This window comes from Thioalkalivibrio denitrificans (assembly GCF_002000365.1).
GTDB lineage: Bacteria > Pseudomonadota > Gammaproteobacteria > Ectothiorhodospirales > Ectothiorhodospiraceae > Thioalkalivibrio_A > Thioalkalivibrio_A denitrificans.
The window spans coordinates 1-15,819 of record NZ_MVBK01000124.1; the positions used below are offsets into that span (position 1 = coordinate 1).

General features: G+C 62.4%; 15 protein-coding genes. 6 read left to right on the top strand and 9 right to left on the bottom strand.

Translation table 11 applies throughout. The features are described from left to right. Positions 1–311 precede the first annotated feature (311 nt). The gene (locus B1C78_RS15975; protein ID WP_077280164.1) at positions 312–974 is read left to right on the top strand and encodes a class I SAM-dependent methyltransferase; all 663 of its coding nucleotides are present in this window, start codon (positions 312–314) and stop codon (positions 972–974) included. A 369-nt stretch (positions 975–1,343) separates the two neighbouring features. Here the strand turns inward: B1C78_RS15975 and B1C78_RS15980 are convergent, their stop codons facing one another. Beyond that, positions 1,344–4,826, bottom strand: coding sequence for an autotransporter outer membrane beta-barrel domain-containing protein (locus B1C78_RS15980; RefSeq protein WP_077280165.1), 3,483 nt, complete (start codon positions 4,824–4,826; stop codon positions 1,344–1,346). Between the two features lie 279 nt (positions 4,827–5,105). Next, positions 5,106–5,525 (bottom strand): CBS domain-containing protein, encoded by a 420-nt coding sequence (locus B1C78_RS15985; RefSeq protein WP_077280166.1) that lies wholly within the window; start codon positions 5,523–5,525, stop codon positions 5,106–5,108. Positions 5,526–5,788: 263 nt separating this feature from the next. On the opposite strand from B1C78_RS15985, the gene B1C78_RS15990 reads away from it, so the two are divergent. Both B1C78_RS15990 and B1C78_RS17690 read left to right on the top strand, forming a co-directional pair. Next, positions 5,789–6,256, top strand: coding sequence for a pyridoxamine 5'-phosphate oxidase family protein (locus tag B1C78_RS15990; RefSeq protein ID WP_077280167.1), 468 nt, complete (start codon positions 5,789–5,791; stop codon positions 6,254–6,256). A 108-nt stretch (positions 6,257–6,364) separates the two neighbouring features. Further along, a complete protein-coding gene (locus B1C78_RS17690) occupies positions 6,365–6,520 on the top strand; it encodes a hypothetical protein (protein WP_175628342.1) in 156 nt (51 codons plus the stop codon). A 238-nt stretch (positions 6,521–6,758) separates the two neighbouring features. Here B1C78_RS17690 and B1C78_RS15995 read toward each other — a convergent pair whose 3' ends face one another. From B1C78_RS15995 to B1C78_RS16005, 3 genes are all read right to left on the bottom strand, one after another. Beyond that, entirely contained in the window at positions 6,759–7,328 is a 570-nt protein-coding gene (locus tag B1C78_RS15995) for a dihydrofolate reductase family protein (protein ID WP_077280168.1), read from the bottom strand. Between the two features lie 84 nt (positions 7,329–7,412). Next, positions 7,413–8,045, bottom strand: coding sequence for an FMN-dependent NADH-azoreductase (locus B1C78_RS16000; protein ID WP_077280169.1), 633 nt, complete (start codon positions 8,043–8,045; stop codon positions 7,413–7,415). Between the two features lie 125 nt (positions 8,046–8,170). Next, positions 8,171–8,554 (bottom strand): winged helix-turn-helix transcriptional regulator, encoded by a 384-nt coding sequence (locus B1C78_RS16005; RefSeq protein ID WP_077280170.1) that lies wholly within the window; start codon positions 8,552–8,554, stop codon positions 8,171–8,173. Positions 8,555–8,825: 271 nt separating this feature from the next. Here B1C78_RS16005 and B1C78_RS16010 point away from each other — a divergent pair, with 271 nt between their 5' ends. The 3 genes from B1C78_RS16010 (at position 8,826) to B1C78_RS16020 (ending at position 11,573) form a co-directional block, all read left to right on the top strand. Then, positions 8,826–10,454, top strand: a complete 1,629-nt coding sequence (locus B1C78_RS16010) for an alpha/beta hydrolase (protein WP_077280171.1) — start codon at positions 8,826–8,828, stop codon at positions 10,452–10,454. A 250-nt stretch (positions 10,455–10,704) separates the two neighbouring features. Beyond that, positions 10,705–11,181 carry a ferritin-like domain-containing protein gene (locus tag B1C78_RS16015; RefSeq protein WP_077280172.1) on the top strand — a complete coding sequence of 159 codons (477 nt, stop codon included), beginning with the start codon at positions 10,705–10,707 and terminating at the stop codon, positions 11,179–11,181. Between the two features lie 110 nt (positions 11,182–11,291). Next, entirely contained in the window at positions 11,292–11,573 is a 282-nt protein-coding gene (locus tag B1C78_RS16020) for a hypothetical protein (RefSeq protein WP_139349989.1), read from the top strand. A 337-nt stretch (positions 11,574–11,910) separates the two neighbouring features. On the opposite strand, the gene B1C78_RS16025 is transcribed toward B1C78_RS16020, so the two are convergent. From B1C78_RS16025 to B1C78_RS16040, 4 genes are all read right to left on the bottom strand, one after another. Next, positions 11,911–12,363: a GreA/GreB family elongation factor gene (locus B1C78_RS16025; protein ID WP_077280174.1), complete on the bottom strand. Its 453-nt coding sequence runs from the start codon at positions 12,361–12,363 to the stop codon at positions 11,911–11,913. A 448-nt stretch (positions 12,364–12,811) separates the two neighbouring features. Then, a complete protein-coding gene (locus B1C78_RS16030) occupies positions 12,812–14,521 on the bottom strand; it encodes an HAD family hydrolase (RefSeq protein WP_077280175.1) in 1,710 nt (569 codons plus the stop codon). A gap of 107 nt (positions 14,522–14,628) precedes the next feature. Beyond that, positions 14,629–15,048 (bottom strand): CBS domain-containing protein, encoded by a 420-nt coding sequence (locus B1C78_RS16035; RefSeq protein ID WP_077280176.1) that lies wholly within the window; start codon positions 15,046–15,048, stop codon positions 14,629–14,631. Between the two features lie 119 nt (positions 15,049–15,167). Then, positions 15,168–15,819, bottom strand: a 652-nt coding sequence (locus tag B1C78_RS16040) for a transposase (RefSeq protein ID WP_077280177.1), incomplete at its 5' end; no start/stop codon positions are given.

Sequence of the window (15,819 nt, forward strand, 5' to 3'; positions counted from 1 at the left end):
CCTAAGTCCGACAGGCTCCTGGGAAGGATAGACGTCGTCCTTACCCAGGTCCAGAGATGGCCCTTTCCAATGACCAACGGAACCGCAGGGGCGCATGATGGCAATGGACATTGTCCATGTTCTCCGCAGGGTCCACGTTGACACCCATCATTTTTTCTCTGGCGAAACAGTGCCGGACCTCCGGACACAGCAACCGGCGCCACACCGGGGCATACTGAACAGGTCAATTCCTGTGTGATCTCGAAATGCGCCCGTCCAACAGCCAGACAGGGCAGTGACCCTCCGGTTGCACCCGCAACGAGGAGCATGGCATGCAGGCCGATCGATATGCGCCCATCGCCGACTCGCTGCGCCGGATGGGCTGGTTACAGGACCGGTTATTGCACCGGGCCCGGACGAAGGCCGTGGAAGCGGTGGTTCAGGCGGGCGCACGCACGGTGCTCGACGCCTGTTGCGGCGCCGGCACGCTGAGCCGCTATCTGGACGCCGCCGGACTGCGGGTGACCGGCGTCGACGCCTCCCCCGCCATGCTCAATCTCGCACAACGGCAAGCGTCCGGGGTGCGCTGGATACAGGCCGACGTGACACGGCTCGAACTCAGTGAACCGGTGGATGCCGCCGTGATCGCCCTGACCCTGCACGAGATGCCCGAAGCACAGCGACAGGCGGTGTGGCGCGCGCTGCAGGGACTGACACGTCCCGACGGCGTCTGCGTGGTCGTGGATTACACGATTCCACCTCGGGCCACACTCGCCGCCCGGATGGCCGATTGGGTGATCCGCCAGGACGAGCGTGCGCTGGATCGGGACGATCCCGGCCATTACGCCAATTACCTGGACTTCCTGTCGCGTGGCGGTGCACGGGGGTGGCTGGCCGGGACGGGCGCCCACATCATGGACGAGGCGTACTACCTGTTTGGCAATCTGGGTGTGTTCCGGCTAGCCCGCATATCTCACCGGTCGGACACCGGCTAGCGCATAACAGGTTGATATATGAGCGGAATACGTTGAAATGGCTGTCAACCTCAGCATGACAGACTGTTCCCGCCGNNGCTATGGGTTTCGCTCCAGAGCGGCGCCTACAGACACGAATCCTTCGCCTGCTCCCGCGATCCCGGTGAGATATGCGGGCTAGCCAATACGTTGTTCATCCGGGGTGAGCGGCTGGATACCGCCATCGGGCAAGCCGCGACACAACGCTATTACCCGGTGGCCCAGGCGCATGCGATGGGTCTGCCGACGCGGTAGTCATATGGAAACCGGCCTCCGACCGTCCGGAGGCATGGAAACAGGGAACGTTCCGGGGCTGGCGGTTCCGCGCGCCGGGCCGTGCCCGGCGCGCGTTCAGAACGGCATCGAGAACCGGAGCGACACCGCGTTCGACCGGCTATTGTCTGAGAACTGACCCGCGTAATCGAAGCGCCACACCCTGCCGTCGTCCCTGATAAGATCCAGACCGAGAACCACGTCCCCATAAGTCCTGTCCACGCGGTTCGTCACGGTGAAGGGTGCAACTCCATCCGGCGCCCCCAGCATCTTGGCCGTGGTCTTGTGTTCGTTGCCCGTAAGAAGTTGTGTAACCCCCACGCGCATGTACGGACGCAGCAACGAGCCGTCACGCCACTCCCATTCACCACCCGTCTCGATCGCAGGCTGGAGCGTCACGATGGTATCGCTGGCGCTATCCACATCCAGACTGGCACCGCCCGCGCCACTTTCCCTGAACCCGCTACGCGAGATACGGGTGGCGCCGATACTCACCATCGGACGCACATAGGCATCATCGCGGTGATGCACGTCATGACTGAACCTGCCGTGCGCTGAAACAGACCACAACGATGGTGTGCCGCGCGCGTACTGATCGATACCCGAGAGATCAATGCGGCGCAGGCTTTCATAGCGACCGTATCCTGCGCTCAGCGAGCCCGATATGCGGGTGGCATCGAGGCGGCGCTTGATCATCATACCGGCTTCGAAGAGATCGCCATCCACGTTCGAAAAGCGCGAGTCCAGTTTGGAACGCTGGTAGGAGATCCCGAAGCCCAGATGCAGATCCGGCTGTACCTCCCGTTGCCTGCCGCCTGCAATAGTGAGGGTATCCAGCCTGTATCCCGGATTCCGGTCCGTGCGCTGCTGGTCCCTGCGGGCGCCGCCGACCCGAATCCAGCCGCATTCGCCTTCGCGCACGAAGCGGTACTCGCCTTCACGCTGGCGACAACTGTGCATGGCGTTGTTGAGGGCGGTGCTGGCGATCTCTGACAGCTCCATGATGCTGCCGATGATGCCGGGGCTCAGTTTCTCGTAGGCCGTGTCGAGACGCCCTTCGTCCGGCTGCGCGAACAGGCCTGCAGCGAACGGCGCAAAGCTCTCCGAACCGCCTGCAAGCTGAATGGCATTGACATGTTCGCCGATGCGCCGGGCGTTCGGCCCCAGGCCCGTTGGCGAGAAGTTGATGCCGGCACTCACACCGACCTCATTCGCACTCGGGAAAAACAGTGCATAGGAAGCCACGGCCGATGCCGGTGCGCTCAGGGTGAATTCATCGGTGACCACGCCCCCGGCGGCCGACACCAGCACCTGCTGATTGGCACCGGGCCGCGCGTACCCGGTGTCGATGGGCTTCAAACCGAGGCTGCCCTGAAGGTGCGCACTGCCGCTGACCGACAGATGGTCGCTTTCCAGCCCGGCCATACTCATATCCAGCGCCAACGCGCCGCTCGACTCCTGCACCAGCTGGCCGCTCAGGGTCGTCGTGAGCGGCATCCCTGAGCCGCCGGGCGACAGTGTGCCGGCATTGGTTAGCGTGTTGCCTGCCCCAAGTTGGATTTGCGTCCCCGCGTCGAGGAGGCCGCCCTGCAGGTTATTGAAGGCATTGACGCCCTCCCCCAGGTCGACCGATCCAATGATCCTGCCATGGTTGTGAATCGTGTCATTGCCGCCCGTGGCGGTAATCGCCTGGCCATCGATGCCGCCGAAGGTCGTGACCGTACCATGGTTGATGAGCTGATTGTCGGCGCCGTCCAGTAGACGCACACCGGCTCCAGCACCACTGCCGCCCAGCACGGTGCCGCCATCCTCAACCAGGATGTAGATATTGCCTTGGCCGCCGGACCCGCCGCCGAGGCTTTGCGCCAGGATGGCCGTGGCATCGATACCCTCCACATGGATGTGGCCGTCGATGCTCACTGAGACCGGGCCGCCGTCACCCTCGTAGACATCATTGTCCACGCCACCGACACTCTGAGCCATGATACCGTGCGCGGCGGCACCGCTGGTCAGAATGACTCCGTCATGATGGACGCTCACCGCGCCGCCGGAACCATAGCCGCCGACGCTGCCGGCAAAAGCCATCCCGCCCACATCGCCGATGATACCGCCGCCACCGCCGATGCTCTGGGCAAACACCGCCACGGCGGCCTCACCGCTGGTGACAATCTCACCGGCACTGGTCACAGTTACCGCGCCGCCGTCTCCTGCGCTGCCGCCGTCACGCCCGAAGGCCAGGCCCAGGCCGATGGAGGTGATATCGGCAAATCCCCCCGTGATGCTGCCCGCCTGGCCACCGCCGCCGCCGATGCTTTGCGCGAAGATACCGCTGGCGGCCTCGCCTTGCGTCCAGATATTGCCGGCGTGCAGGATATCCACGTCGGCACCATCACCGGCAACACCGCCGGCGCCCCCGACCGCAATTTCACCGAGCAACCCGATCCCCACCGCGGCCTCGGCGCCCTCGCCCTGGCCACGGGCGTACAACTGCGCCTCGCCGCCTCCGCCGCCGATGCTCTGGGCAAAGATGGCATGAGATGAGAATCCGCGCGTTGCGATATCGCCAAAATTCTCAACGCGCACGGCATCCGCGTGGCCGCTGTCGCCGCCGCTGCCGCCCACGGAAATCGAGGCGCTCTTGGGCAACAGCTCCGTGGGATCTTCAATAATACCCTTGAGCTCAAAGGCCATCTGCAGGGGCGACAACGCCCCCAAGGCATCATCCAGCCAATCGACGCCCGTACCGAGAATCCCCTGAGCACCGCTGCCACCGCCCCCACCAATGCTCTGGGCGACAATGCCTCGCGACAATGCCCCTTCAGTCAGGATCTGGCCGCGATTGATGACGCTAACCGTGTCGCCGGTATTGCCATCGCCGCCGCTGCCGCCCACGGAGAGATCAAGGCCCCAGTTATCGCCCTGCATCTCCTTCCACGGCATCAGGTCGCTGGTGGAAAGGCTCAGCGCCGCCGAGCGCCCGCCGCTGCCGCCACCGCCCCCGATGCTTTGGGCGAAAATCCCATGGGACTGGGCACCATGAGTGAAAATATCCGCGGCGTTGTCGATCTCTACAGCCCCGGCACTGTTGCCGTCGCCGCCGCTTCCGCCCACGGCCACGGCAACATTCAGCGTGTTTCCGCCTTGCCCATTCCCACCGCCGTTGTCCGGCTTCGGGCGATCCACATCAATGTTGAGAGCCATGCTCGAGCCACCCTGGCCGCCCCCACCGCCGATGCTCTGCGCCATAATGCCGTGGGCATCATCGCCGTGCGTCTGGATGCGGCCGCTGACCGGTGCGTCGACGCCGACTTTCACCTCGCCGCCGAGCCCGCCGTCACCGCCGCTCCCGCCCACACTGACACTGGCATTCACATTCCAGCCTTGTTCGCCGCCGATGCCGAACCCGACACTGATGCTCGAGCCGCCGCTGCCGCCGCCACCGCCGATGCTGGTGGCCAGGATGCCGTGGGAACCCGCGCCAAGGGTGGCGAGAACTCCCGCATGGTCAACTTCGACGGTGCCGGCTATCCCACCTTCGCCACCACTGCCGCCCACCGCCACCGAGATGTTCTTGGCCTCACTGCCGCCAAGAGTTCCGGTCAGCGCGAAGCCGCCATCGCCGCCGCCGTCGCTGGTGCTCTCGGCGCGGATGCCATGGGCCTCGCGGCCCTGCGTGACGATGTTGCCAGGACGGGGAAAAGGGGACGGAGGGATTAAACTATGATCCCTCCGTCCCCTTTTCAGTCTTTTCAGTCCCTTTCACATTCTGAATAGTTCAACGGCTTCTCATTGAGTTACAGTCGTTCGAACCCGTTATCGTTGCCTCTCCCTGCACTTGCGTCACGCTGCGGGCGTGTCACCTCCACGAACGATCTCAACCAGTGCATTCAATGCGTCGCTGGCGGTGAAAATACCAAGAAACCTGCCATCCTCATCATTGACGATCACGCTGCCTACCTTCTTTTCCGACATGGCGTACGCCACTTCGTCGAGAGGCGTGGTGGCAACCACGGTCAAGGGGTCCGCCGCCATGATGTCGGCAGCCCGCACTTGGTGTTTTTCTGCGATAGGCAAACTCGACACGATGCGTACATTTCGGTCGCTTATCACCCCCACGACGCGATCGCCGCGGACGACAGGCAGATGGCGGATGCCGTGTTTCTCCATCAGATTCCGAAGATCGTCGATCGTCATATCTTCGTTCGCGGTGATTGGGTCGGGGGTGGTGAACTCATCCACCGGTACACTTCCTGACACCATGGTCGGTCTCCTCTGGTTCTCGGCAGGCAGCAGATGTGTCAATCTTTGTGTCTCAATTGATCAGCTAACAGCAAAACGAGGCCGATGACAATTCATTTCTCTCTGCTCTCTTTCCGTTGAGGAATGATGGGTGTCCTTGTTCTCCACATCTATATTCCAATCTCAGGCCTCCGCAGCATCCCGGCTACACCCACTGCCAACCCATGCAGTGGTCACCGGACAAACCCTCCGCTCTGGAAGGCGCGCATCCCTGGAGGTACCAGATGGACGAAGCACTCAGAAAGAAGATCCTGAACCTGTTGGACGAACACCGGATCATGAGTATCGCCACCCTGCGTCCGGATGGCTGGCCCCAGGTGACCACTGTCGGCTACGTGCACGATGACCTGACGCTGTATTTCCTCTGCGGCCTGGACAGCCAGAAGGCCCAGAATCTGGCCCATGACAACCGGGTGTCCCTGACCATCGACCACGACACCGCCGACCTGATGGCAATCACGGGGCTTTCCATGGCGGCGCATGCGGAACCCGTGGTGGATCGGGCAGAAGCCCACAAGGTCCTGGATCTGCTTGCGCAGGCGTACCCCGAACAGGACCCGTCAAAGCTGGATATTGAGATGCCGAGCCCGGAGGACGTCCGGATATTCCGCGTGACACCGACGGTGATCTCGGTGCTGGATTACTCGAAGGGGTTCGGACACGCGGATCTGGTGGTTTTGGGGGCTGAGTGAACCGGGCGGTGATTGCTTAGACGCTCCATTTGGGCATCAGAAATGGGCGTTTAGCGCGATTCACACCCTGCTTTTTGGAATTATTCAAATATTTCTCAGTGAGTCACCGTGGTCCGACTCCCGTCGCCCGGCACCACCTGCCTGTATGAAGGACCGTCGGTGGAGCGGGTACGCGAGCACCTGGATACCGCCATCGGGCCGGCCGCGACACAACGCTATTACCCGGTGGCCGAGGCGCACGCGATGGGTCTGCCGACACGGTAGTTATGTGCAAACCGGCCTTCGACCGTCAGGAGGTACGGAAACAGGGAACGCCCCGGGGGCTGGTGGTTCCGCCGAGCGCACCTGCGCTTACGGATTCCACCAGCCCGCCTGGAGCGTGGCGGGACGGGACTCCCGGGCGAGGAGAGGAACCGGGGGGTGTCCTCAGCCTTTTCTGTCTCTGGCAGGCTGACGATCCGCACAACCGGCGCGCGGTTGGACGCCCGAGTCCACGCTGGCGTCAGACTTCATTGTTGCCCACCGTGCGAATTTCATAACGCAACTCAGCCATGCCACCACCCATCTGACGGACAGACAGCAATTGCAAACGCGGACTCAGCACTCTACGGGGAAACAGCGGCTTGCCCTTGCCCAAGGTAGCCGAACCGATCTGGATGATCAGCTCATCCAAAAGGCCGGCGTCGTAGAACTGGCCCGCCAGATCGCCCCCACCGACGATCCAGATATTCCTGGATCCAGCAGCCGCACGCATCTGACTGTGAACCTGGCCTACGTCTCCCTGAACGAATCGCAGATCGGCACCTTCGATCGCAGGAAGCGCCCGACGGGTAAAAATCCAGGCCGGCTGCGTGTATGGCCAGGACGACCCGGTCTCGGCAGCGACCTTCTTGGCATTACGCAACATCCACTCGTAGGTCGCCGATCCCATGGCCAGGGCCCCTACTTCAGCAATGAACTCCGGATAGCTGGAATCGTCCAGGTCTCCCAGAGGGAAAAGCCATTCCAAGGAGTCATCCTCTGTGGCAATGAATCCATCAAGACTGCTAGCGGTGAAGTACTGGGTTCTCATGATTCTGTTCCGTTCCGTGCATGAGCTCGATAGCGCATCGAGCTTATCTACAAGAAGCCCATCGGCGAGCCACGCGCATGACCGCTAGGCCGCCGCTGCCCGACGTGCCACCGCCTGCTCGGCGGACTCCAGGGCACTCTTCAGCCGCTTATCCTGAAACTCTTCGTAACCTACGCGCACGAACTCCACACTATGGAGCCCTATGAAACCCAGCATGGCGGTCAGGTGCGGTTCCAGAAAGTTCAGCTCCGCCATGGGGCCGCCGGGTAGGAGGTCTCCGTCCCCCACCGAGATAATCACGGTCGTGGGCTTGTCGGCCAACAGCGGCTGGTAGGGCTCCCTCGCCTCGGGATCGAAGGCAAAGGAACGGTTGACCCGGATGATCTGATCGAAATAGGCCTTCAGTTGCGCCGGCAGCCCGAAGTTGTACATGGGCGCACCAATCACCAGGGCATCCGCGGCCTCGATCTCCGCCAGCAAAGTCTCGCTTTCCGACAGGATCGCCCGCATCACCGGCGAGTGTGCCTCCGGCGCCGCAAAGGCACTGGCAATCCAGGCTTCGTTGACCGGTGAGGGCGGCTGCAAAGTCACGTCCCGCTCAATCAATTCGCCGTCGGCGTGGGTGACCAGCCACTGCTCGGCAAAATAACCGGTCAAGCGCCGGGTAATGGAACGGGTGTTGCGTCCACTGGAATTGACAACCAATAGCCGTGGCATGGGAGAAACCTCCGTAACGTGAACAAAGATGAAGGAGCCGTTGCATTGTTCACGGGCTCTGCGCCTGGATCCACGACCAAATTGGTGAGCTACTCACCAGACAGTGAGTAGGGGAAGAACAAGCATCAAAGGTGTGCCTTTCGATAAGTCAGATAGGATTTTCCCCAATCCTCCAGGCTGTCCATCACATCGGAGAGCGTAGCCCCGAAGTCCGACAGCCTGTACTCCACTCGAACCGGTACTTCGGCGTACACATCGCGCTCAACAAGTCCGTCCGCCTCCAACTGCTTGAGCTGGGTGGTCAGCGCCTGGGGCGATATGCGCGGCAGTGCGTTCTGCAATTCCGAATATCGCCTGGGGCGATCCTTCAATTGATACAGAATGGATGGCTTCCAGCGGCCCCGCACGATGTCCAGCGCCGCGCGCACCGGGCACTCTTCCTGCAGTGTTCCGAATTTCCGCTGGTAGTCGGACAGCTGGTCCCGGTCACGGGATGATGGTTGTTTCATGTCGAGCCTCCTGTCACCTCGTTGAACCGGTGCCGGGTTGCTGTGGAAGTCAACGCGAATAGCATAGCGTGATGTAGAAGATGCACGAAAACCCAAGGCGATAAACTCAAGCCACAAAGCCTGCCACCGCCAGTGGCAAGAGCGTAGCGAAGCCATTATCCCTCAATGGATGACCTCATTTATCCTATTATCCTCTCCCCGCTTATCCTCTCGATGAGCATGGGTTTCTGATGATACCTGTGGTGTAAGCCTGGTCAGCGACGTATTGCGTATGCAGTTGGGACGACAATTTTCCACGGTCGGTTTGTTGGTGGGCACGCTCTTTTTCGCCCTCTCCCTGACCCCCACTCTTGTGCCCCGCGGTGATGTGACCCAAGGGGTGATCTCGGGTCTTTCCCTGGCTGCAGGGTATGCGGTGGGGGTACTGGGCCAATGGCTGTGGCGCTACCTGGAGCTGCCGAGCCCGCGCACCCGTATCCAGTTGATCGTGAAGGGTGTCGCCGCAGTGGCCTGCGGGCTCCTGGCCGTGACGTTTCTGTGGCAGGCCAGCGGTTGGCAGAACGCGCTTCGGGAGCTCATGGGCATGGAAGAGCTGGGTGGGCTTCAGCTGACGGTTGTCGGGGTCACGGCAGTGCTGGTGTTCTTTGCAGCACTGCTGATCGGCAGGCTGTTCCTGTGGACCTTTCTGTTCATGTCGCACAGGCTCCAGCCGTTCATTCCCCGACGACTGTCCCATCTGACGGGACTCGTGGCGGCCTTTGCCCTCTTCTGGCTGGTTGTGGACGGCGTCCTCTTCTCCGTCTCACTTCGGACCGCGGACAGGTCCTATCAGGAGATCGACGCGGTCATGGAGCCGGAAACGGCGCGGCCCACGGATCCGTTGTCGGCAGGTGGCCCGGGGTCCCTGCTCAACTGGGAGGACATGGGTCGGCAGGGTAGGCGTTACCTGACCGGCGGGCCCACTGTGGAGGACCTGGGCGCATTCACGAACGGGCCGGCACAGAAACCGATTCGGGTGTACGTGGGACTCAACGCCGGCGAGACGCCGGAGGAACGGGCTCAGCTCGCCCTGGCCGAACTCAAGCGGATGAACGCCTTCGAGCGCTCGGTCCTGGTACTGATCACACCCACAGGCACCGGCTGGGTGGACCCGGGGGCCATCGACACGGTGGAGTATCTACATCGAGGCGACATCGCCAGCGTCGCCGTCCAGTACTCGTACCTGCCGAGCCCCCTGGCCCTTCTATCGGAGGGGGCCTACGGGGCCGAGATGGCCCAGGCCCTGTTCGACGTGGTGTACGGCTACTGGACCGAGCTGCCCCGGGATGAGCGCCCGGACCTCTATCTGCACGGCCTGAGCCTCGGCGCCCTGAACTCCGATCGCTCATTCGACCTGTACGACATCATTGACGACCCTTTCCAGGGCGCCCTGTGGAGCGGCCCCCCGTTCCGACACGAGACCTGGCGCACGGCCACCCAGCGACGGGAACCCGGTTCCCCGGCCTGGCTGCCGCGATTCCGCGACGGTTCCGTGGTTCGGTTCGCCAATCAGCAGGGCGGGCTGAACGACGGTGTGGCGCCCTGGGGCGGATTCCGGATCGCCTTTCTCCAATACGCCAGCGACCCCGTCACCTTCTTCGATCCCGACTCCTTCTACCGTGAGCCCGCCTGGATGTCCGGCCCCCGGGGCCCGGACGTCTCCGGCGACCTGCGGTGGTTCCCCATCGTCACCACCCTCCAGCTCGCGGCCGACATGATCGCCGGCTCCGCGCCCACGGGTTTCGGTCACCGCTACGCGGCAGAGCATTACCTGGAGGCCTGGCTGGCCCTGACCGAGCCGGAGGGATGGAGCGAAGAGGACCTGGATCGGCTCCGGGCCCTGTTTTCGGACGCGAGATGAACTCTGAGACCGCTGACCCAACAGACACCATCGACTCAATAAGGGGTGTCCATGATCTTCCTGGAACGCCTGTTTGGGGGCAAAAACCGCGGCTGTAAGACCTGATCACATGCGGTATCGAGGTTCTTTGTGAGGCGAATCCGAATGTTGCCGTGATCCGGCCCCGTCGCCCCAGTCTTCCGCGACCTCACGATTATGACCATTGACCCAGATCAGGGAAGACTTACTTTCCTCGTGGTTATGTTGCTCCATGGCCTCCCAACAGTCCGGTGCAGCGCAAAGAGCGCTTGAACTGGCGATTGCCGTTGAACACCACAATGGCAACCGGTTCCTGGAGTGGGCGGATCGCTTCCGCTCGTACGATCCTGCCATTAGTGCGTTTCTGGAGGAGCTCGCGGACGAAGAGCGAGATCACGAGGAGAAGTTGCTGACCGCGTACCGCGAACTGTTTGCTGAAGAACCTCCGCGAATTGTGCCAACTGAGCTTGAACGCTATACGCTTGGGCTTCTGGCGATCAGGGATCACTTCCTGGTGGTCGATTCCGCCATGGCCAGGACGCTGCTGGAAACGGCACTCGAGATCGAACGATACACTCGCCAGTTCTACAGTGAGCTTTGGGCCAACACGACCGACACCGCTTTGGCTGAAGTGTACCGACGCTTGTCGGAGTTTGAGGCTGAACACGAACGCGTCTTCGAGAACCGCATCGGGCAACTGGCGGAGTGAGCCTTCCCTCAGTCAGGACTCCCATCGCCCATCCCGGTTCTTCTGCTTGTTCGTCCAGAGAGGGAGAAGGGGACGGAGGGATTAGACATTAATCCCTCCGTCCCCTTTTATTGGATATGGAACCCCTGTGCGAACTGGTGGACAGCGGTCAGGATCGGATCTTCGCGCAGACCCATGGCGAGGACGGGCAGAACGGGCAGGACGGGATCGTGGCGCATGAGATCGAGCGCCAGCACGGTTACACCTTGCTCGTCGTGTGCACCGCTCCGGGCGATCCGGTGGCAAGGGCACAACGGTGGCGCGTGGCCCTGTCCGTGCGCGGCATCGTACAGTGCGAGGCCAGGGAAGCGGACTGGCTTACGCCTGCCTCACTACCTCACCACCACTCGTAGGTCGGGGTGGTGCGGCGCGTCCATGCGCCTCACCCGTTCGGGGCAAACGGGATGAACCGCTCCCGGCGATCGCATCGACAGAGCCGGTCAGTCCCGGGATTGCTCATCCCGCCGTTCACGCTTCTCTCGGCGTCGTTCCTTGAGACTCTTTTGGGCCTTCTTCTTCGATTTCTCCTTGCTCATGATGATCTCCTGATAGAGTGGTTCAGTGGATGAGCGCGTGCACGTCGGATGCATCGCCGACGTGGCACGCCGCGATACGCTTGATCAATCGAGGGAAGCCGTTGCGTGCCCCCATCGGCCCCGGCGCGGCCATAGGCGGCTCTCGGGCCAGGCTTCAGGGGGCGACAGGCTGTTCGGCGGGGGCGTGGCCGTGCTGGGCCGTGTCGGGAGGGAGAACCTCGAGCACGAGATAGCGAAGCGGCCGACCGAGAAATCGAATTTCAGCGTATTCCGCGGGAGCCAATCCGAGGATGGAGGCGCCCAGCGGCGAGAAGATGGATATCCGGCCGCTGGGCGGCGCGCTGTCCACCGGAAGCACCAGCTCGATTTCCGCTTCGCTGTTGTCCTGCAAATCGAGCAGTCTCACCCTGGATCCGATGCGGACCCTCTCTATGTGCTGGTCAGCCGGCGCCATGTCGGCTACGTCGAGGTTCTCGAGGTTCTCCAGCTTGCCCAGTATGGATGCCAGTTCCTGGGGGCCGAGGGAGAGACCGAGGTGGGTGTGCAGGTAGTACTGTTCAAGTTGCTGAAGCACCTGGTGCTTCAGTTCCTTAAGGCGTTCAGACATGACGATTCCCCTCCGACCTGAAACTCAGAGTCAGACGAACGTTGCGATTGTCAATGAGGATGGCCGGACGCGGCGCCGCGTCCGGCTTAGGCCGGGAAGGTCGGGGAGGGACGGAGCCGGAGAGTGAGATACGTTGCCATTGGTGCTGACACGCCTGGGTGATTGATCAGTATCGGCATAGCCAAAAGATCGTGATCGCAGGACCGACCATAGCTCAGGGGTCTGGCGAAAGCAAACGGCGCCAGAGCCGGGAGCATTGCCCGGCATCGGAGCAAGTGGACGAGCAAGTGAGGACACTCAAACGAGCAAGTGAACACGAGCAGGTACGGCAAGTACGGAAGCCCAACTTCTCAGCAAGCAGACAAGGGCACGTTACCCCGAGTGCCGGGGCAAGAGCGGCGGCAGCCCCCGGTTGGCTGTTGTCGCTCCTGAGTGGCGCCCCGCCGCTTCACTCCGGCAGGGTGTAGCGGGCCTGAACCAGTTCAGTGATCATCTGCCGTGTTTGCGCAGGCGGCAGGTCCGTGCGCTGCTCGACGCGGTGCGTCTCCTCGGCCAGGAACTCGTCCCTCACCGCGTGTCGAAACCACCGCGAGTAGTCGCCGCGGCGCAGGTGAAACAGCCAGGTCTGCTCGTCGATGCCCTGAGCGATCTGGCAGAAGATGGCGAGATTCTGCACTTTCAGATTGTGGCGGCCGTCGGTGCCGCGGAAATAGAAGCTGTGCCAACGCAGGTCACCCTCCGCATACTTGCGGTGATGGCGCACGCGTTCCGCGCGCCCCGGCATGGGCCGCATGGCGAAGGGAGGCTGGCCGTCACCCACAAACCAGGCGACCACCTGCTCCGGCTCCCGTGTCATGCCCTCGGGCCAGGGGACCGCTCTGCCCGTGGCTCGGCCGAATCTTGCGAGGGTCTCCTCGGGAGAGGAACCGATGGCGATCACGATGTCGATGGACGCCAGAATCTCCGGCGCAACATGCTCCGGATGCACCGTCACCAGCAGGGTCTCCCCGAGTCGTTTCGGCAGCGCGGAGCCGGTGTGCCCCCAGGTGTCCGGGAGCATATGGTGGGCCTCGTCGAGCACAAGCCAGTGCGGCCGCCCGGTTCGCGCCCGCAAGGCCTGCAGGTTGGGAATAAGCTGCCCGAAGAACTCGGGTCGGTCGCCGAGCGGGATACCCAGAAGGTTGATGCTCAGGTTGACCTTCGGATCCTCGAGGATCGAGAGGATCTCCGTGACGGACGGTGCGCGCCACTGGTTGCCGAGCGCCACCACATCGCCAAGCGTCCCGTAATCGCCCTCCGGATCAACGATGCACACCTGGTAGTCCTTCTCGATCAGCCGCTCGATGACCCCGGCGGTCAGCGTCGATTTGCCGCTGCCCGAAGGACCTGCAACCAGCATGTTGTGGCCGAAGGGCGGAACATTGACTACCGCCCCGTTCGCCGCCATGCCGAGCGGAATCAGGTGCTCTTCGAGCGTGCTTTCGACGCGGCGCAGATCGTTGGCAATCAGTTCCTCGATCAGTTCGATGACGCCCTTGCCGTTTTCGGCGGCTGTCACGAGCTTCGCGGTCGCCTTGAGGGACGGTACCGCGTTGCCCACTGCCACGGCGCACTCGCACAGCGCAAGAAAGGAATGGTCGTTCTCTGCGTCGCCGACACCCACCACTTCGTGGCGAGAGAGCCCGAGCTTGCGCAACGCGCGCTCAAGACCGGTTGCTTTATTGACGCCGGCGGGCAGCACCATGAGGGCGCCCCGATTGCCGATGACCTGCGCCTCCAGACCGAGCTCCCAGATGACGTCCTGAACAGCTGCCCGGTGCGCCGCATGAGTCCCCACCACCACCTGCCCGATCTCCAGGGGCTCCACACCGCGCTCCCGCAGGCCCTTGAGCAGAAGCTTCGGCGGCGGGTTGGCATAGCGTACTTCCTCCAGCGTGGCCGGGTCGTAGACGATGGCGCCGTTTTCCGCCACGACCAGATCGAAAAGCCGCGCGCAGGGACAGACGGACAGCAGGTCGTCCACGCGTCGCCCCGTGACGAGGATCGCCCGCCGCCCGGATATTCTCAGGCGCTCGAGGGCGCGCATTGCTTCCTCGGACACGCGGTCGTGCGAGGCGAGTGTCCCGTCGTAGTCTGCTGCCAGTGCAAGGTAACGCATATGCTCAACCGGTGGACAAAGGGGACCGGAAAAAGGGGACCGGAAAAAGGGGACGGAGGGATTAAACTATGAGCCCCCCGTCCCCTTTTCCGTCTTCTGCACTTGCGTCACGCCGCGGGCGTGTCACCTCCACGGACGATCTCAACCAGTGCATTCAAGGCGTCGCTGGCGGTGAAAATACCAAGAAACCTGCCATCCTCATCATTGACGATCACGCTGCCTACCTTGTTTTCCGACATGGCGTACGCCACTTCGTCGAGAGGCGTGGTGGCAATCACAGTCAAGGGGTCCGCCGCCATTATGTCGGCAGCCCGCACTTGGTGTTTTTCTGCGATAGGCAAACCCGACACGATGCGTACATTTCGGTCGCTGATCACCCCCACGACGCGATCGCCGCGGACGACAGGGAGATGGCGGATGCCGTGTTTCTCCATCAGATTCCGAAGATCGTCGATCGTCATATCTTCGTTCGCGGTGATTGGGTCGGGGGTGGTGAACTCATCCACCGGTACACTTCCTGACACCATGGTCGGTCTCCTCTGGTTATCGGCAGGCAGCAGATGCGTCAAGCTTCGTGTTTCAATTGATCAGCTAACAGCAAAACGGAGCCGATGACAATTCATCAAAGGGGACAGATCTATTTTCATCAAAGGGGACAGATCTCTTTTTGCATCGCACCATGACCTTCGCCTAGGCGTTTTTCCCTTACTGACCGTACCGGCCGTCCCTGTCGCCGAAACTCGATGCGACGCCCCAGGATGTGTTCCACCTCATCGACGAAACGCCCGTTTCCGGTCAATTGCCCACGTTGCAGCGCTTCCCGGATGACCCGAGTCTCCTCCTCCGGCACTGCCTCCCGGACAAAGGCCATGTATCGCTCCCGCCTGGCGGCGTCCGACGTCCCGAGCGCCAGATAGCAGGGGTCCGGATCAATCCAGACATCCTCGGTCCTTCCCATCCGCTGAGCGAAACTTGACCAGGCATAGGCCTCGGCCTCCGAGACCATCCATGCCCGGACCGGGTTCAGTTCGATATACCGATCACAGGCGAGCAGGTATCCCTCGGATTGCACGGGGCTGGACTTGTAGCGACTCTCCCACAGGGTCCCTGTGCGGCCCTCCCGCTTGTTGCGATACCGCGTCGCGCGACCTGCCAGCGCCTTCATCAGTTTCCCGATGTCCGAAACGGTCTCGCCCGGCGTGAGAAGGAGGTGCACGTGATTGGTCATCAGGCAATAGGCGTGCACCCGAATCCCAAGCAAATCCTTCAGCTCCCTTAATGCGTCCAGATAACGTCGA

Excerpts from the sequence above, each read along its gene's own strand:
- B1C78_RS16010 (WP_077280171.1), top strand. The coding sequence starts at position 8,826 with ATGCAGTTGGGACGACAATTTTCCACGGTCGGTTTGTTGGTGGGCACG.
- B1C78_RS15990 (WP_077280167.1), top strand. The coding sequence starts at position 5,789 with ATGGACGAAGCACTCAGAAAGAAGATCCTGAACCTGTTGGACGAACAC.
- B1C78_RS16025 (WP_077280174.1), bottom strand. The coding sequence starts at position 12,363 with ATGTCTGAACGCCTTAAGGAACTGAAGCACCAGGTGCTTCAGCAACTT.
- B1C78_RS16035 (WP_077280176.1), bottom strand. The coding sequence starts at position 15,048 with ATGGTGTCAGGAAGTGTACCGGTGGATGAGTTCACCACCCCCGACCCA.
- B1C78_RS15975 (WP_077280164.1), top strand. The coding sequence starts at position 312 with ATGCAGGCCGATCGATATGCGCCCATCGCCGACTCGCTGCGCCGGATG.
- B1C78_RS16000 (WP_077280169.1), bottom strand. The coding sequence starts at position 8,045 with ATGCCACGGCTATTGGTTGTCAATTCCAGTGGACGCAACACCCGTTCC.
- B1C78_RS16030 (WP_077280175.1), bottom strand. The coding sequence starts at position 14,521 with ATGCGTTACCTTGCACTGGCAGCAGACTACGACGGGACACTCGCCTCG.
- B1C78_RS15985 (WP_077280166.1), bottom strand. The coding sequence starts at position 5,525 with ATGGTGTCAGGAAGTGTACCGGTGGATGAGTTCACCACCCCCGACCCA.
- B1C78_RS15995 (WP_077280168.1), bottom strand. The coding sequence starts at position 7,328 with ATGAGAACCCAGTACTTCACCGCTAGCAGTCTTGATGGATTCATTGCC.
- B1C78_RS16015 (WP_077280172.1), top strand. The coding sequence starts at position 10,705 with ATGGCCTCCCAACAGTCCGGTGCAGCGCAAAGAGCGCTTGAACTGGCG.
- B1C78_RS16005 (WP_077280170.1), bottom strand. The coding sequence starts at position 8,554 with ATGAAACAACCATCATCCCGTGACCGGGACCAGCTGTCCGACTACCAG.